We start from the raw sequence: 15,638 nt of genomic DNA, 5'->3' as shown, positions 1-15,638 counted from the left end.
GTTCTCAGGCGGCGACGGTGGTCGGCCGGGCGGTGGCGAGGTCTTTGGCCTGGGCTCGTATGTCATTCACAGCTGGGGTGTGGTAAGGACGGGCAGCGTCCAGCAGGGTGTTGAGCCGGGATGCCACGAGCGTGGAGTCGATGCGGGCGGCGTCATCGAGTGCCTGCTGGGCGGCCTCGGCACCTCGTTCGGGCTCGCCCTCGTCGAACAATGCGGCGGCGAGCCCGATGCGGTCCATGACACGGACGCGCTCGAACCCGGGTGCCCTCAGCCTCAATGCCTCCTCGAAGTGGGTGCTTGCGGGCTGGTGAGGGCGGACGTGTCCGGCAAGGTCACGGGCGGAGACCGCGCGGGCGCCGGCGTGCTCGGCGACGTCGAAGTAGCCCACCCACTCAGGCACATCGTCGAGTCCGTCAGCCAGAAGCTCGTCGGCAGCGCCCAAGTTCTGCTGAGCCTGGCGCTCGTCCCCAAGAGCGGCGTGGACCCGGCCGGTCTGAGAGGCGACCAGCGCCCTGACCACAGGCAGCTTGGCCTTTGCCGTGGCCACGTCGAGCAAACCGAGGGCATCACCGGGTCGACCGAGGTAAATCATCTGATGGGACATACGCGTAACGATCTCCACACCGCGGTCACGCTGCCCGGCCTCGCCAGCCGCATGGATTCCGTAGCTCCAGTACCGCTGTGCTGTCCCGTACCGGCCGCAGTCGTGGCTGACCCACCCGGCCAGCGCCGCCAGGTCGGCGGTCGCGGCGAAGACGCGATCTCGTAGACCGACAGGGACACCCGCCTGGATGCGTCGAGCGACTTCGCCGAGCTGGGCGACGATCGCCGCCCGGTACAGGCCGCCGCCCCGAGCAGCGTCGGAACGGGCAAAGAAGGTGGTGACGTCTTCAAGCGCGGTGACGGTATCGGTGTCGAAGCCTCGGGTGCCCCGTGTCAGAGCATGCGCGGTGCCGCCGAGCATGCGTTCGGCAGCCAGGATCAGCGGGGCGCCTATGGCGAGTTTGAGGGTGTCGCGGCGGTTCATGAACAGGTCCATCTGTGTCCATCCGGCCAGGGCCTCGGCGGCTGCCTCGGTCAGCAGTGGGAGCTGGATCGTATCCACCGCCGGACTTGCGCTGGTCAAGCCGAGATCACCGACAGTGAGCGGTTGCCCGACTGACTCGGAGAGTACGGCCGCGAGCAGTGCAGGCACCGGAAGGCGTGGGTGTTCACCGTCGATCCAACGCCGGACGCGTGTGGCGTCCGGCGCGATCTGGCGATGGCCTTGGGCTTTGGCTGTAGCAGCGATCCGGCGGGCGAGCTCCCCATGGGACAAGCCACTTGCGGAGATCCACAGGGCCAAGTGTGCGTTGCCGGATCTGCTGGACACCTCGTGCCTCACTCTCCCCGACGGTGGTCACGGAGTGTGGCTTTTTCGCCACGGTTCGCGGCATCCACGGTACTGGCCATACCGGGCGTCGGTCATCGATTCTGCACAGGCGGGATGCTGGACGGCGTCCCGCTGGGACAGCAAGGGAAAGGTGAGCACATGGCAATGCCGACCACCACCCGGGCACCGTGGGCGATGCGCTTGATCACCGACCGGCTGCCGGTCTCCCCGCCGTCGTATGCGGCGGTGACACTCGACGCGTCCACGCAGACCGCCCAGTACACCGACACCACCGGGCAGGTCGTGGAGATGGGTAAGCACGGAACGTCGAAGACGACCGGCACCGCGTCGATGTCCGGGGGCGGCGACGGGCAGAACCCGCAGTCGCAGACTCAGGACGACCACACCACCGACTACGAGTCGGACTGATCGATGGCCTCCACCGTCCTGGTCGTCACCGCGCTGGAAGACGTCACCGCGGACTGGGTCATCGGCGCGCTTAACGAGCGCGAGGTGCCTGTCGTGCGCGTCGACCCGGCCGACATCGGGCCCAACCTGACCTTCGCGGCCCGCATCGAGGCGGGGGCGCCTGCATGGGGCGGGCGGTTGCGTACGGCGAGCCGGGAGGTGGAGCTGGGGGAGGTGGCGGCGGTCTACTACCGTCGCCCCACTCCGTACACCACCCGATTCGAGCACCTGCCCCAGCAGCAAAGGGACTTCGTCGCTGCCGAGGCCAGGCACGGGCTCGGCGGCATCCTGAACGACCTGCACGGCGCGCTGTACGTCAACAACCCGGCCGCGGTCACCTGCGCGGATTTCAAGCCCGTCCAGCTCCAGCGCTTCACTGAACTCGGGCTGGCGATCCCGCCGACGCTGGTTACCAACGATGCTGAGGCTGCGCGGCAGTTCGCAGCCAAGCATGGTCCCGTCGTCTACAAGACATTCCGGGGCTTGCCACGCTCTCAGGATGGCCACACCGGTGCGATTTGGACTCAGCGCGTCGCGCCGGAGACCTTCGATGACTCGATCGCCATAACCGCGCACCTGTTCCAGGCCGAGATACGCAAGATCGGCGACGTCCGAGTCACCGTGGTCGGCAGTCGCATCTTTGCCAGCCGTATCGAGGCTCCAGACGGCGCCTTGGATTGGCGCCGAGGCGACTGGGGCGATCTTGTGCACACCCCCATTGACGTCCCCGGCCCGATCCAAGGCGCCCTGCACGGCTATCTGGCATCGTTCGGCCTGGTATTCGGCTGCTTCGACTTCGCGCTCACCGGTGACGGGGGAGCTCCCGAGCACTGGACGGCGATCGAATGCAATCCAAACGGGCAGTGGGGCTGGCTCCCGGACGCACTGGCCATCACTGAAGCATTCGCCGACATCCTTAGCAGGAAGGAGACGGCAGGCCATGACGATGCCCGCCGATCTTGAGATCACCGCCGCCAACCTGCGCGAGGAGATGGCAAAAGCCCTCGCTCAGGTTGGCGTCCTGACCGATCCGACCTGGCGCAAGGCAGTGGAGCGAGTGCCCCGGCACCGATTCGTGCCCGGCTTCTACCTGCCCGCCAACGAGCGTGACGGGCAGGGGCTGACAGTTTGGGATCCGGTCACCGCCGAACTCGCCCCTGGCCGGTGGTTGGCCGCCGCGTATTCCGACACGACGCTCATCACCCAGTTCGACGGCGACGAGCCCGACTGGAAGAGCCCTTTCGAGCGGCGCGGCGGAGCGCCAACCTCCTCGTCCACTCTGCCTTCGCTCGTCGTACGCATGTGGATCGACGCGGATCTGCAGGAAGGACACACACTGCTGGAGATCGGCACCGGGACCGGCTACTCGACGGCGCTCGCGTGCGAATGCCTCGGCTCCGCTGATGTCACGAGCATCGAGGTGGACCCGCACCGGCTCAACCAGGCGGCGGGCGCCCTGTATGGGTGCGGCTATACGCCAACCCTGGCAGTAGCGGACGGAACGTATGGATACTGGCCTGAAGCGCGATTCGACCGGATCGTGGCGGCCTGTTCCTTCCGCGCTGTCCCACCCGCGCTGCTGGCCCAGACCCGGCCGGGCGGGAAAATTCTGCTCACCCTCAGCGGCTGGCTCCACGGATACGCCCGAGTCCTGCTCGCCGTCGCCGAGGACGGCACCGCCGAAGGGCAGTTGCTGCCCGGCACCGTCTCCTTCATGCCTGCGCGCACCCATGCAGCCCCTGCGTTCGGCAACCCCACTCACTGGGCCGCCTGCCTCCCCGACCAGTCACGCGAAGCCAGGCACGGCCCAGAGCGGATCACCGCCGCCACCGAGGAGACATTCCATCCCCGCTTCCTCGCCCAGTGCGCTGTACCGAATACCCAGATGACCACCGTTGGAGAAGCAGTGCACTTGGTCGACGTGGCCACCGGTTCCGCCGCCACCCTCAGCCCCGAGGGGGATAACTGGAGGGTGCGCGAGGGCGGGCCCATCAGGCTGTGGGAGCGCATTGAGAACACCCTGGACGCGTACGACGCGGCCGGTCAGCCGGAACCGGAGACCTTCACCCTGCACGTCTGCGAGGGCGGGCAGCATCTGTGGCACCCGCAGATGCCCAGCCTGCCGTTGCCCCGGCCGTTCTGAATGCGCACCGGTGGCCGGGCCGTACTGCCGCTACTCGCACAAGGAGAAGACTGCTGTGCCCTGCACCGTTACCCGCATCGCCACGGCCACCCACGCCGCGACCGTTGCCATCGGCCTCGGCCTTCTCGACGCTCTCGGCTGGTGGGTCGTGACCAGCACAGCGCCGATCGTCAGCCGCCCCCCATCTCGATCAGTCGCCGGGCCGCGGTCAACGCGCCGTCGGTGCGCATGGAATTGGCGACGGTTCGGGCCCTGTCCGCCGTCTCGGGATCGAGGGCGTGGCGGAGGGCGGTGAGCAGCGAGTCGGGGGTGGGGTCGCCGGTCGGGAGTGCGGTGCCGATGCCGAGTCGGTCGACGCGGTGGGCGAAGTAGAACTGGTCGAACATCTGCGGGACGATCACTTGCGGTGTCCCGGATGTCGCGGCGGCGGTGGTGGTGCCGGCGCCGCCGTGGTGCACCACGGCGGTGACCCGCCGGAACAGCGCCCGCTGGTTCACCTCGCCGATCGACAGGCAGTCGGGCTCGTCGTCCACGGGTGACAGGTCTGCCCAGCCGCTGGAGAGGATCACGCGCCGTCCGAGCGAGCGGGCCGTATCGATCATTGTCCTGGTGATGCCCTCGGGCGCGCGCATGCTGCCGAACCCGCAGTAGAGGGGTGGCTCGCCGGCCTTCAGGAACGCCTCCAGTTCGGCGGACAGCGGCCGGTCGTCGGGCAGCATCCAGGCCCCGGTCTGGACCACGTCCAGCTCGGACGGCTCGGACGGATCGGACGGCTCCGGCCAGGGCGCCAGTACCGGGTCCGCGGCCAGCCACGGGCTGTCGGTGAGGATGTGGGAGCGCACGTCCTCGACCGGCGGCAGTCCGACGGCCGCGCGCCGCGCGTCAAGAGCCGTGCGCCATATGGTGTTCCAGCGCGCGGCGTCCTCGGCCCAGAGTGTGTGGTTGCCGACCGGCCCGTCCGGCGGCTTCTGCCCGAGCATCTTGAAGACGGGCGGTGCGTGGTGCGCGGACGGCAGCGTGATGGGGGCGAACGCGGCGTGGACGTGGCCGATGCCGCGCTGTTCGGCCACCGAGCGGGCGGCGACCGCCAGCCCGCCGCCGCCCACGATGGCGTGGCAGCCCTCGGCGGCCGCGCCGACCGCCTCGAACTGCTCGGCGACCGTGCTCTCGATCATCCGACGCCGCTGCTCGGGCGTGGGGACGGTACCGGCGTTCCGCTTCGCGGTCCCGCGCAGCTCGGGTCCGACGGAGAGGTACGTGACCCCCAGGGACTCGGCCCACTGGTGGAAGTCGGGGGGTGCGCACACCACGGCGTCGTGCCCCATTGCTTTGAGCTGCACGGCCAGCGCCACGAGTGGCTGGACCTCTCCGCGCGACCCGATCGTGGACAACAGAAAACGCATCTCGCTCCCGTCCCGCGCCGGACCCCTCGGCGCGTGGGAGGCGATTTTCGCCCCTTATGGGGGCCTTGCGGCAAGTCCCCCTGTCCGGTATACGGTTGAAATGCGGGGAGGAGAGCCCGGCCCGGCGCACGGGGCGGCCCCTAGGGTTGTCGCCATGAACAGCACACCGCAGGTGACACTGAAGCCCTGGAGCGAAGACGACTTCTGGGTGTTGCGGAGGGTCAACACATCCGGGATGACAGAGCACTTGGGCGGGCCCGAGACCGAGGAACAGCTGGTCGCTCGGCACCGGCGGTACGTCGGGCTGCGTGAGCGCGGGCGGATGTACCGGGTCGTGTCGGAAGGCGGCGAGACCGTCGGCTCGATCGGCTTCTGGGAGTCCGACTGGCAGGGCGGCGCGGTGTGGGAGACCGGGTGGGCGGTGCTGCCCGAGTTCCAGGGGCGGGGGCTCGCCGCGATGGCAGCCCGGGCGGTCGTCGAAGCGGCGCGGGCCGCGGGGTGTCACCGCTACCTGCACACGTTCCCCGGAGTGGACCACCCCGCCTCGAACGCGGTCTGCCGAAAAGCCGGTTTCGAGCTGCTCGGCGCGGTCGAGGTCGAGTATCCGAAGGGCAGTTGGATGAGGTCCAACAACTGGCGGCTGGACCTCAAGAGCGTGTGACTCACCGCTCCGCCGGGTCGCGCCGGAATGCCGCGCAGGCCATCGTCACCGCCGCCCCCGCCGCCGCCCACGCGGACAGCACCAGCAGTGGCCCCGTCAGCGCGTTGCCCCGGAAGTACGCGATGGAGCGCGCCGACCAGGTGCCGGCCCCGGGCGGGAGCGCCGGGCCGATGGTGCGCCAGAAGGGCGGGAGGAGGGGGTAGGGATAGGCGCCGCCCGCGCTGGGGTTGCCCAGGACCACGACGATCGCGATGGCCAGGCCGATGCCGATGATCCCCGCCAGCCCCTGGAGGGCCAGGGTTGTGGCGCCGACGGCGAAGACCACCAGCGCGCCCAGCCCCCATAGCCCGAGGATGCTGCCGGGCAGCGCCCCCAGGACCGGGCCCGCGATGACCGCGCCGAGGAGGCCCGCGGCGACGGCGTAGAGCGCGAGGGCGGCGAGGCGGAACCCCGCGCGCCGGGGGTTCGCGGGGCGGGCGCCGGCGCTGATCGCGAGGATCGCGGCGCACAGATAGCCGCCCACGCACCAGCCCACCACCAGATAGAACGAGCTCAGGCCGCGCGCGTCGCCCGCCGCGGCCGGGGCGACGTCGACCACCTTGACCGAGCGCTGCTGGGCGTCCTCGGCGCGGGTGACGACGGCCTCGGCCGCCTGGGCGAGGGAAGCGCCCGCGCCCCCGGCGACGAGCAGGGTGTCGGTGGTGCCGCGCGGGTCGACGACCAGGGCGGCCTCCAGGTCGCGGTCGTGGATCCGCCGCCGCGCGTCCGCCTCGTCGCGGACCGCGCTCGGCTCCAGAGGGGTGCCGGGCAGCACGTACAGCTGCTCCACCAGCTGCTCGCTCAGCTGTTGCGGGGCGACGACGCCCAGCGTGATCTCCTTCGGCTTCGGGGCGTGGAAGGCGCCGATGTAGGACGTGATGAACGCGAGCTGGAGCACCAGCACGCCGATCACCAGCAGCGCCGCGTGGGCCGTCACCGCCTCCCGCACTTCCTCGATGAAGGTGGGACGGGCGGTGTCGCCGGGGGTGCGGTCCATGTCCCGAGCGTGCGGGGTCCGGGGGGTGGCCGCAGGCGGTGCGGGCCGTTCGGGCGACCGCCCACGATGTTCGTATGAATGTTCGAGTGTGTGGTTTATGGTGGATACGGGAGGGCGGAAATCGGCCAGGGGGTGAGCGAGCGCAGGAGGTGCGATGGCAGGGTTCACGCACCTGCACACCGCGTCGGGGTTCTCGATGCGGTATGGCGCCGCGCACCCGGAGCGCCTCGCCGAGCGCGCCGCCGAACGCGGCATGGACGCCGTCGCCCTCACCGACCGCGACAGCCTCGCCGGAGCGGTCCGGTTCGCCCGGGCGGGCGCCCGGGCCGGGGTGCGGCCGCTGTTCGGCGTCGACCTGGCCGTACGGGAGAGGACCCCCGGGCCCGGCCCCACCGTCCGGCGGCGCGCCCCCGTACGGGGCGGCGCTTTCATCGACGAGTCCGCGCCCCGCGTGACCTTCCTCGCCCGGGACGGCGCGGCCGGCTGGGCGGCCCTGTGCGGGCTGGTCTCCGCGGCGTGGGTCACCCCTGACGGGACCGCCGGAAGCGGGGCCGGGGGCACGGTCGGCCGCGCCCCCGGGCTCGCCCACGAAGACCTCGCGGCCGCCGCCACCGGCATCCGCGCCCCCCTGACCGTGCTCCTCGGCCCCGGCTCCGAGGTCGGCCGCGCGCTCGTCGCCGGGCGCCCCGACCGGGCCGCGCGGCTGCTCGCGCCATGGCGGGAAATGTTCGGTGACTCCCTGCGGCTGGAGGTCGTCTGCCACGGCCGCACTGGCACCGGCCCCGGCTCGCTGCGGCTCGCCGCCCGCACCCTCGGCCTCGCCGCAGAACAGCGCGTACGCCCCGTGCTGACCAACGCCGCCCGCTACGCCGACCCCGGGCAGGCGCCCGTCGCCGACGTGCTCGACGCGGCCCGCCGCCTGGTGCCCATCGACCCCCGCAAACCCCTCGACAGCGGTGAGCGCTGGCTCAAGGGGGCGGGGGAGATGGCCGCCGTCGCCGAGCGGGTCGTGGAGGCCGCCGGATTCCGCCGCGACACCGCGCACCGGCTGCTCGCCCTGACCGAGGAGACCGCCGCCGAGTGCCGCGTCGACCCCGAGGACCACCTGGGCCTGGGGTCCGTCCACTTCCCCGAGCCCCACCTGGTCGGGGCCACTCACCGCACCGCCGCCCGCGTGCTGCGCTCCCGCTGCGCCGGGGCCATGGTGCTGCGCGGATACGACCGCGACCGCCGCTACTGGGACCGGCTGGACGACGAGCTGCGCATCGTCGAAGGGCGCGGCTTCCCCTCGTACTTCCTCACCGTCGCCCAGGTCGTCGACGACACCCGCGCGCTCGGCATCCGGGTCGCCGCCCGCGGCTCCGGCGCGGGCTCCCTGGTCAACCACCTGCTCGGGATCGCCCACGCCGACCCCGTCGAACACGGCCTGCTGATGGAGCGCTTCCTGTCGGCCCGCCGGACCGCGCTGCCCGACATCGACATCGACGTGGAGTCCGCGCGCCGCCTGGACGTCTACCGCGCGGTCTTCGACCGCTTCGGCGCCGACCGGGTCGCGACCGTCGCCATGCCCGAGACCTACCGGGTGCGGCACGCCGTACGGGACGTGGGCGCCGCCCTCGGCATGGACCCCGCCGAGGTGGACCGGCTCGCGAAGGCGTTCCCGCACATCCGGGCCCGCGACGCCCGCGCCGCCCTGAAGGAGCTGCCGGAGCTGCGCGGCGTGGCGGCCGAGGAGCACGGCCGGCTGTGGGAACTGGTCGAGGCGCTGGACGGGCTGCCGCGCGGCATCGCCATGCACCCGTGCGGGGTGCTGCTGTCGGACGCGACGCTGCGGGCCCGTACGCCGGTCGTGCCGACCAGCGGCGAAGGCTTCCCGATGGCCCAGTTCGACAAGGACGACGTGGAGCACCTCGGGCTGCTCAAGCTCGACGTGCTGGGCGTGCGGATGCAGTCGGCGATGGCGTACGCGGTGGCGGAGGTCGAGCGGGCCACCGGGCGCCGCGTGGACCTGGACGACCCCGCGCAGGTGCGGCCGGGCGACCCGGCGACGTACGAACTGATCCGCTCCGCCGAGACCCTCGGCTGCTTCCAGATCGAGTCGCCCGGCCAGCGGGACCTGATCGGCCGGCTCCAGCCCTCGACCTTCCACGACCTGGTGGTCGACATCTCCCTCTTCCGGCCGGGCCCGGTCGCCGCCGACATGGTGCGGCCCTTCATCGCGGCCCGGCACGGGCGCGCGCCGGTGCGCTACCCGCACCCGGACCTGGAGGGGACGCTGCGCGAGACGTACGGCGTGGTCGTCTTCCACGAGCAGATCATCGAGATCCTGCGGATCATGACCGGCTGCGACCGGCACTTCGCGGACGAGACGCGCCGCGCGCTGTCGGACCCGGAGGCGGCGGGCCGGGTGCGCGCGTGGTTCGCGGAGCGCGCGGCGGCCCGCGGCTATCCGGTCGAAGTGGCCCGCCGCACCTGGGAGATCGTGTCGGCCTTCGGCAGCTACGGCTTCTGCAAGGCGCACGCGGTGGCGTTCGCGGTGCCGACCTACCAGTCCGCGTGGCTGAAGGCCCATCACCCGGCGGCCTTCTACGCCGGGCTGCTCACGCACGACCCGGGGATGTACCCGAAGCGGCTGCTGCTCGCGGACGCGCGGCGGCGCGGGGTGCCGATCCTGCCGCTGGACGTGAACCGGTCGGCGGCCGCCTATCGAATCGAACTGGTGTCCGGTGAATTCGGGATCCGGCTCGCACTCTCCGAGGTGCAGGGCATCACCGGGGCAGAGACGGAACGGATCGTCGCGGGCCGCCCCTACACCTCGCTCCAGGACCTGTGGCAGCGCGCCCGGCCCGCGAGGCCCGTCGCCGAACGGCTCGCGCGGGTCGGCGCGCTGGACGCCTTCGGCCCCAACCGCCGTGACCTGCTGCTGCACATCGCCGAACTCCACCGGCGGCGACACGGCTCCACCGCCCAACTGCCGCTGGTCGACAGCGCCCGCGCCGCGCCCGTCGGCCTGCCAGACCTCGACGCGGGGGAGCGCCTCGGCGCCGAGCTGAGCGTGCTCGGCATGGACGCCTCGCGCCATCTGATGTCCGACCACCGGGCGTTCCTCGCCGAGCTGGGCGCCCTCCCGGCGAAGCGGCTGCGCGACACGCGGCACGGCGAGACCGTCCTGGTCGCGGGCGCCAAGGCCGCCACCCAGACCCCGCCGGTCCGCTCGGGCAAGCGGGTCATCTTCACGACCCTGGACGACGGCACGGGCCTGGTCGACTGCGCCTTCTTCGACGCTCCCCCTAGGCCTGGCGGCCTGGGAGGTGCCCCCAGCCACGAGCGGTGCGCGCACACCGTCTTCCACTCCTGGCTGCTGCTCGTGCGCGGCGTCGTCCAGCGGCGCGGCCCCCGCAGCCTCAGCGTGGTGGGCTCCGCCGCGTGGGACCTCGCGGAGCTCACCCGGCTCCGCGCGGAGGGCGGACTCGCCGCGGTGGCCGAGCTGTTGGCGAGCCCCGCGGGCCGTCCCGCCGCGGCGCCGTCCCGCCGCCTCCACCTGCCCACCGGCTACGAGATGCACCCGTGGGCCGACCTCCGGCCCGCGGGCGAGGGCGCGCCCACCGGACGGAAGCTGTGGCACGCGAGCCCGGGGAGCGCGGGATGAGCGCGCGCGGGCGAAGCCTCTCCCCGGTCCCGCCCCTTCCCGGAACCACCGTGCTGTACGTGCACTTCCATCCCGCCGTCGGCGAGGAGACCTACGACGGGCTGCTCGCGCTGCTCACCGAGGTGACGCCCGTCGTCGAGGCGCTGCCGCCCGACGCCGCGCTGATGGACGTCCGCGGCGCCGTGCGCTACTTCGCGCACGACCCGGCCGAACTCGCCGGTCTCGTACGCGTCCGCGCCCTCGCCCGGTACGGAGCCGACTGCACGGTCGGGATCGCGGGCAACCCGATGCTCGCGCGGATGGCCGCGCACGACGGCCCGCCCGGAGCCGTGCGCACGCTCCCCGACGACCCCGGCGCCGTGGCCGCGTTCCTCGCCCGCAAGCCGGCCGCCGCGCTGTACGGCGTCGGCCCGGCGACCGCCCGCACCCTGTGCGCGTACGGGCTCGACAGCATCGGCCGGATCGCCGCCGCACCGCTCCCCGCGCTCCAGCGGATCCTCGGCGCGGCCGCCGGCAGCCGGGTCCACGAGCGGGCGCGCGGCATCGACCCGACCCCCGTCACGCCGGGGGAGCGGGCCCGCTCGATGGGCGCGGAACACCGCTTCGGCGGGGACGAGCTGGACGACGGCCACCGGCGCCGCGCGCTGCTCACGCTCGCCGACGGGCTCGGGGCGCGGCTGCGGGAGGGTGAGCAGGTCGCCCGCGGGCTGACGCTCACCGTCCGCTACGCCGACGGCTCCTCGACCACCCGCACCAGGTCCTTCGCCGAACCGACCGCGCACACCCCGGTGCTGACCGCCACCGCGTACGCGCTGCACGCCGCGCTCGGCCTCCAGCGGGCCCGGGTGCGGGCGGTGGCGCTGCGCGCGGAGGGGCTCGGCGGCGCCGGGCCCGGCGCGTACCAGCTGACCTTCGACCCCGCCGACGACAAGGCGCGCCGCGTCGAGGCGGCCGTCGACCGGGCGCGGGCGCGCTTCGGGGTGGGGGCGGTGGGGCCCGCCGCGGCGCTGGATGTGGCCTGAAACTTTCCATTCAACTCGGTGAATTTGCTTGACGAAAGCAAGAACCGCACCCCACCCTACTCGCAAGTAAGTTTACGTCGTTTTAATGCACCGGAAACCCATCGGCCGGTGCTGCTTCGGCGTGACTACCCCCCACCTGCGAGGAGTTCAGATGAAGCTGCGCCGGAGATCCCTCCGCGCCCTGCTGCCCGCATTGGCGCTGACCCTGGCGGCCGCCGTCGCCCCGACGCTCGCGACGGCCACCCCGGCCCACGCCGCCGCGACCACCAGTGGCTGGAACAACAGCTCCTGCAAGCCGTCGGCCGCGCATCCGCGCCCCGTCGTCCTCGTCCACGGCACGCTGGAGAACGGCACCGACAACTGGCTCTCCCTCGCCCCGTATCTGGTCGAACGGGGCTACTGCGTCTACTCCTTCGACTACGGCCAGGTGCTCGGCATCCCCGTCTTCTACGGCCTCGGCCCCATCGAGGAGGGAGCCGGCAAGCTCGCCTCGTACGTCGACAAGGTGCTGGCGCAGACCGGCGCCTCCAAGGTCGATATCGTGGGTCACTCCCAGGGCGGGATGATGCCCCGCTACTACCTGAAGTTCCTGGGCGGCGCGCCCAAGGTGGGCTCCCTCGTGGGCATAGCCCCCAACAACCACGGCACGACGCTGTCCGGCCTGACCAAGCTCCTGGACGTGGTCCCCGGCGCGCGCGGGGTCCTCAAGAACCTCACCCCCGGCCTCACCGACCAGGTCGTCGGCTCGGACTTCATGCGCCGCCTCAACGAGGGCGGCGACACCGTGCCCGGCGTCAACTACACCGTGATCGCCACGAAGTACGACGAGGTCGTCACGCCGTACACCTCCGCCTTCCTCTCCGGGCCGAACGTGCGGAACGTCGTCGTCCAGGACCTCTGCCCGGTCGACATCTCCATGCACCTGACCCTGGGCACGATCGACCGCCTCGCCTTCCACGAGACGGCCAACGCCCTCGACCCGGCGAACGCGACCCCGACCACTTGCAGGACCATGCTGAGCTGAGTGCGCTGTGCGGGTGCCCGGGTGACATCGCCCGGGCACCTTTTGCCGTCCGCCCGGAAAACCGGTGGATCCGGCGCCCGCCCCCGGGAGAGGCTGCGGCCTGATCTGATGGCGAAGAGCACGGAGTTGAGAACACCATGGCAATCCTGACGGCGGGCAACGGCGTGACGGTCGCATTGACGAAGAGGGCGCGGACCAAGGTGCGCTACCCCGCCACCGTCGTCCGCGACGACGGCACGCACCTCGTCGTCCGCGCTCCGTGGGCGGGGGCGGACGACAGGGACTTCGGGTTCGTGCGCTTCGAGCGGGGTGACGTCTTCACCGAGCACTACTGGCGCGACCGCTGGTACGCGATCAAGGAAGTCCGGTCCGCCGACGGCACCCTGAAGGGCTGGTACTGCGACATCACCCGCCCCGCCGCCCTCGACGGCCACACGCTGGTCGTCGAGGACCTGGACCTCGACCTCTGGCTCTCGGCGGACGGCGGCACGGTGCTGCGCCTGGACGAGGACGAGTTCGAGGAGAGCGGCCTGCGCACGAGCGACCCCGAGGCGGCGGAGCGGGCGTGCGGGGCGCTGGATGCGCTGGAGGCACTGGCCCGCGCGGGAGGACTCGCGGGGCTGCTCTGACCGAACCGACCGCGGGATGAACCCTCTTGTGGCGGATGAATGCTTGTTCTAGCGTGAGGCGAACAAGATCGTCCGTCACGGAGGCGCGCACATGAAGCACTCACCGCAGGGCAAGGGCAGTGTCTCCGTCTGGTACCGGACGCAGTTCAGCGGGTGGATGATCGCCACCGGCATCGTCGTGGCGGCCGCGATGCTCGCGGTCGCCGTCCTCACCCAGAGGTATCCGGTGGCCGGCCTGCCGATGCTGCTCGCCCCCGCATCCATCCTCGCCACCGGCGCCGTCAAGGTGACCGTCTCTCCCCGTGGTGTCACGGTGGCCTCGTTCTTCTTCCCGTTCTTCCGCAAGCGCATACCGCTGGACCACATCCGGCAGGCGTCCGCCCGCTGGTCCAAGCCGTCGGAGCTGGGCGGTTGGGGCTACCGCTGGAAGCCGGGCATGCGGGCCGTCTCGCTGCGTCAGGGCGACGCGCTGTGGCTCGCCCTGACCAACGGCAAGCAGTTCGTGATCACCGTCGACGACGCCGGGACCGCCGCCGAGCTGATCAACGGCCGCGTACCCGCCGACCGCGGGAGCCGCTGACATGCTGGTGACCATCGACCACTCCTCACGGACGCCTCTCGCGGAGCAGATCGCCGCGTGCGTACGCAAGGGACTGGCCGACGGCACCCTGCGCCGCGGCGAGCGCCTGCCACCCGCCCGCGCGCTCGCCCGCACCCTCGAAGTCAACATGCACACCGTGCTCCGCGCCTACCAGCTCCTCAAGGAAGAACACCTCATCGAGCTCCGCCCGAGCCGCGGCGCGGTGGTCAGCGCGGAGGCCCCCGCCTCCCAGGCCCTCCTCGTCGAGGCATGCCGCCACCTCGTGACACTGGCCCGCACCCAGGGACTCGGCGAGGAGGAGACGATCGACTTGATCAGGGGGCACTTCCGGTCCTCGGCGTAGCCGCCGGCCCGCGCGGAAGGGCTCGCCGGGCTGCTCGCTCACGGCGCGCGCCGACCGAACGCCTGTCTAAAGTGTCGTTCGTGATCGATTCCCATGATGTCCGCCGTATCGCGATGGCTCTCCCGGAGACGGTGGAGAAGGAGGCGTGGAGCATGCCCACGTTCCGGGTCGCCGGGAAGATGTACATCACGGTCCCCGACGACGAGACGTCCATCGCCGTCCGCTGCCCCAAGCACGAGCGCGCGGAGCTGATCGCCGCGGAGCCGGAGAAGTTCTGGGTACCGCCGCACGAGGCGGGTTCCTCGTGGGTGCGGGTGCGGCTCGCCGCGCTGGAGGGCCTGGGCGAGCTGCGCGACATCATCGTGGACTCCTGGCAGCAGGCGGCGCCCGAGCGGCTGCTCGATGCGGGCCCGGGCGCCTGACGGCGGACTCAGGCGCGGGCGACGGCGAGCAGGTGGGAGCTCGCGGCCAGGAGATCGGGGTACGGTTCCGCGGCGCGGGCGGCGGCGAGCGCCGCGTTGAAGAGGGGCGAGTCGAGGAGCGATTCCCCGGTGTGCTGTTCGGCGGCCTTGAGCAGGGACCAGGTCGGGCCTTCGACCGCGTGCACCGTGACGTCGTGGAAGCCGGCGGCGCGCATTTCCTCCGCCAGTTGGGGGCCGGTGTGGAAATAGGCGGTGGTGAATCCCTTGCGCCCCGGCTCGTGGACACCCGTCGCGAGGATGTCGGTCACGGCGGCATGCACGTTCTCGCGGTCCAGCCACGTGGTGGCGGTGTGCTCGAAGAGTGACGCGTAGCGGTTGATCGCGGCGGCCACGACCAGCCCGCCCGGCGCCGCGACCCGGCGGGCCTCGGCCAGGGCCCGGTCGCGGTCGGCCCGGTCGGGGAGGTGGTACAGCGGGCCGAGCAGGAGTACCACGTCGTACGAGCCGTCGCCGGCGGTGAGACTGCGCGCGTCGCCGATCTCGGCCGTGCAGCCGGTGCTTGTGGCCTGGTCGACGTGCCGTGTCACCGGGTCGACGAGGTGAACCCGGTAGCCGTCGGCGGTGAGCCAGCGGGCGTGCGCGCCGGGCCCGCCACCCACGTCGAGGACGGCTGCCGGTGCGGGGGGAAGGTGACGCCGGAGGAGTTCTTGGGTACGGATCATCTCCAACGCGCCGTCCGCCGTGGCCGACAGGCGGGTGGCCTCGTCGAACGTATCCGTGTAGAAGTCGATGATCTCGGAGTCCACTCGGGGGATCGTCATGCCGGGGATGCTTCACCTTGACCGGTCCACCTGTCCAGAGATGC

At 71.9% G+C, this 15,638-nt stretch carries 15 protein-coding genes; 11 read left to right on the top strand and 4 right to left on the bottom strand.

Annotated elements, in window-relative coordinates; translation table 11 throughout:
* Window positions 1–4: 4 nt before the first annotated feature.
* Window positions 5–1,372 (bottom strand): NsdA family TPR-like regulatory protein, encoded by a 1,368-nt coding sequence (locus ABD269_RS33075; RefSeq protein ID WP_486387819.1) that lies wholly within the window; start codon window positions 1,370–1,372, stop codon window positions 5–7.
* A 195-nt stretch (window positions 1,373–1,567) separates the two neighbouring features.
* On the opposite strand from ABD269_RS33075, the gene ABD269_RS33070 reads away from it, so the two are divergent.
* From ABD269_RS33070 to tgmC, 3 genes are read left to right on the top strand one after another with little or no spacing between them, the layout of a single operon-like run.
* Window positions 1,568–1,801 carry a putative ATP-grasp-modified RiPP gene (locus ABD269_RS33070; protein ID WP_344124080.1) on the top strand — a complete coding sequence of 78 codons (234 nt, stop codon included), beginning with the start codon at window positions 1,568–1,570 and terminating at the stop codon, window positions 1,799–1,801.
* A gap of 3 nt (window positions 1,802–1,804) precedes the next feature.
* On the top strand, window positions 1,805–2,803 hold the full coding sequence (gene tgmB / locus ABD269_RS33065) for an ATP-grasp ribosomal peptide maturase (RefSeq protein WP_344123962.1): 999 nt from the start codon (window positions 1,805–1,807) through the stop codon (window positions 2,801–2,803).
* On the top strand, window positions 2,781–3,983 hold the full coding sequence (tgmC, locus tag ABD269_RS33060; protein WP_344123960.1) for an ATP-grasp peptide maturase system methyltransferase: 1,203 nt from the start codon (window positions 2,781–2,783) through the stop codon (window positions 3,981–3,983). The genes tgmB and tgmC overlap by 23 nt, the downstream gene beginning before the upstream one ends.
* Before the next feature lie 170 nt (window positions 3,984–4,153).
* On the opposite strand, the gene ABD269_RS33055 is transcribed toward tgmC, so the two are convergent.
* Complete coding sequence (locus tag ABD269_RS33055; protein ID WP_344123958.1) at window positions 4,154–5,386, bottom strand: glycosyltransferase; 1,233 nt, start codon at window positions 5,384–5,386, stop codon at window positions 4,154–4,156.
* 154 nt (window positions 5,387–5,540) lie between these two features.
* Here ABD269_RS33055 and ABD269_RS33050 point away from each other — a divergent pair, with 154 nt between their 5' ends.
* Complete coding sequence (locus ABD269_RS33050) at window positions 5,541–6,047, top strand: GNAT family N-acetyltransferase (protein ID WP_344123956.1); 507 nt, start codon at window positions 5,541–5,543, stop codon at window positions 6,045–6,047.
* Between the two features lies 1 nt (window position 6,048).
* Here the strand turns inward: ABD269_RS33050 and ABD269_RS33045 are convergent, their stop codons facing one another.
* Window positions 6,049–7,083 (bottom strand): YhgE/Pip domain-containing protein, encoded by a 1,035-nt coding sequence (locus ABD269_RS33045; protein WP_344123954.1) that lies wholly within the window; start codon window positions 7,081–7,083, stop codon window positions 6,049–6,051.
* Between the two features lie 154 nt (window positions 7,084–7,237).
* Between ABD269_RS33045 and ABD269_RS33040 the strand changes: the two genes are divergently transcribed.
* From ABD269_RS33040 to ABD269_RS33010, 7 genes are all read left to right on the top strand, one after another.
* Window positions 7,238–10,732 (top strand): DNA polymerase III subunit alpha, encoded by a 3,495-nt coding sequence (locus ABD269_RS33040; protein WP_344123952.1) that lies wholly within the window; start codon window positions 7,238–7,240, stop codon window positions 10,730–10,732.
* Window positions 10,729–11,754, top strand: a complete 1,026-nt coding sequence (locus ABD269_RS33035; protein WP_344123950.1) for a DNA polymerase Y family protein — start codon at window positions 10,729–10,731, stop codon at window positions 11,752–11,754. The genes ABD269_RS33040 and ABD269_RS33035 overlap by 4 nt, the downstream gene beginning before the upstream one ends.
* A 151-nt stretch (window positions 11,755–11,905) precedes the next feature.
* The gene (locus ABD269_RS33030; RefSeq protein ID WP_344123948.1) at window positions 11,906–12,778 is read left to right on the top strand and encodes an esterase/lipase family protein; all 873 of its coding nucleotides are present in this window, start codon (window positions 11,906–11,908) and stop codon (window positions 12,776–12,778) included.
* Window positions 12,779–12,915: 137 nt separating this feature from the next.
* Complete coding sequence (locus tag ABD269_RS33025; protein WP_344123945.1) at window positions 12,916–13,407, top strand: ribonuclease FAU-1 family protein; 492 nt, start codon at window positions 12,916–12,918, stop codon at window positions 13,405–13,407.
* Between the two features lie 91 nt (window positions 13,408–13,498).
* Window positions 13,499–13,987, top strand: a complete 489-nt coding sequence (locus tag ABD269_RS33020; protein ID WP_344123943.1) for a hypothetical protein — start codon at window positions 13,499–13,501, stop codon at window positions 13,985–13,987.
* A 1-nt stretch (window position 13,988) separates the two neighbouring features.
* A complete protein-coding gene (locus tag ABD269_RS33015; protein ID WP_301888529.1) occupies window positions 13,989–14,351 on the top strand; it encodes a GntR family transcriptional regulator in 363 nt (120 codons plus the stop codon).
* A 113-nt stretch (window positions 14,352–14,464) separates the two neighbouring features.
* A complete protein-coding gene (locus ABD269_RS33010; protein WP_425573034.1) occupies window positions 14,465–14,773 on the top strand; it encodes an MmcQ/YjbR family DNA-binding protein in 309 nt (102 codons plus the stop codon).
* Window positions 14,774–14,781: 8 nt separating this feature from the next.
* Here the strand turns inward: ABD269_RS33010 and ABD269_RS33005 are convergent, their stop codons facing one another.
* A complete protein-coding gene (locus ABD269_RS33005) occupies window positions 14,782–15,594 on the bottom strand; it encodes a class I SAM-dependent methyltransferase (protein WP_344123940.1) in 813 nt (270 codons plus the stop codon).
* Window positions 15,595–15,638: the final 44 nt, after the last annotated feature.

Source organism: Streptomyces blastmyceticus, assembly GCF_039521185.1.
Lineage (GTDB): Bacteria > Actinomycetota > Actinomycetes > Streptomycetales > Streptomycetaceae > Streptomyces > Streptomyces blastmyceticus.
This window is presented reverse-complemented; position numbering and strand designations above follow the sequence as displayed.

Excerpts from the sequence above, each read along its gene's own strand:
- ABD269_RS33010 (WP_425573034.1), top strand. The coding sequence starts at position 14,465 with ATGGCTCTCCCGGAGACGGTGGAGAAGGAGGCGTGGAGCATGCCCACG.
- tgmC (WP_344123960.1), top strand. The coding sequence starts at position 2,781 with ATGACGATGCCCGCCGATCTTGAGATCACCGCCGCCAACCTGCGCGAG.
- ABD269_RS33045 (WP_344123954.1), bottom strand. The coding sequence starts at position 7,083 with ATGGACCGCACCCCCGGCGACACCGCCCGTCCCACCTTCATCGAGGAA.
- ABD269_RS33030 (WP_344123948.1), top strand. The coding sequence starts at position 11,906 with ATGAAGCTGCGCCGGAGATCCCTCCGCGCCCTGCTGCCCGCATTGGCG.
- ABD269_RS33025 (WP_344123945.1), top strand. The coding sequence starts at position 12,916 with ATGGCAATCCTGACGGCGGGCAACGGCGTGACGGTCGCATTGACGAAG.
- ABD269_RS33050 (WP_344123956.1), top strand. The coding sequence starts at position 5,541 with ATGAACAGCACACCGCAGGTGACACTGAAGCCCTGGAGCGAAGACGAC.
- ABD269_RS33055 (WP_344123958.1), bottom strand. The coding sequence starts at position 5,386 with ATGCGTTTTCTGTTGTCCACGATCGGGTCGCGCGGAGAGGTCCAGCCA.
- ABD269_RS33005 (WP_344123940.1), bottom strand. The coding sequence starts at position 15,594 with ATGACGATCCCCCGAGTGGACTCCGAGATCATCGACTTCTACACGGAT.
- ABD269_RS33070 (WP_344124080.1), top strand. The coding sequence starts at position 1,568 with ATGCGCTTGATCACCGACCGGCTGCCGGTCTCCCCGCCGTCGTATGCG.
- ABD269_RS33020 (WP_344123943.1), top strand. The coding sequence starts at position 13,499 with ATGAAGCACTCACCGCAGGGCAAGGGCAGTGTCTCCGTCTGGTACCGG.
- tgmB (WP_344123962.1), top strand. The coding sequence starts at position 1,805 with ATGGCCTCCACCGTCCTGGTCGTCACCGCGCTGGAAGACGTCACCGCG.
- ABD269_RS33015 (WP_301888529.1), top strand. The coding sequence starts at position 13,989 with ATGCTGGTGACCATCGACCACTCCTCACGGACGCCTCTCGCGGAGCAG.
- ABD269_RS33035 (WP_344123950.1), top strand. The coding sequence starts at position 10,729 with ATGAGCGCGCGCGGGCGAAGCCTCTCCCCGGTCCCGCCCCTTCCCGGA.
- ABD269_RS33040 (WP_344123952.1), top strand. The coding sequence starts at position 7,238 with ATGGCAGGGTTCACGCACCTGCACACCGCGTCGGGGTTCTCGATGCGG.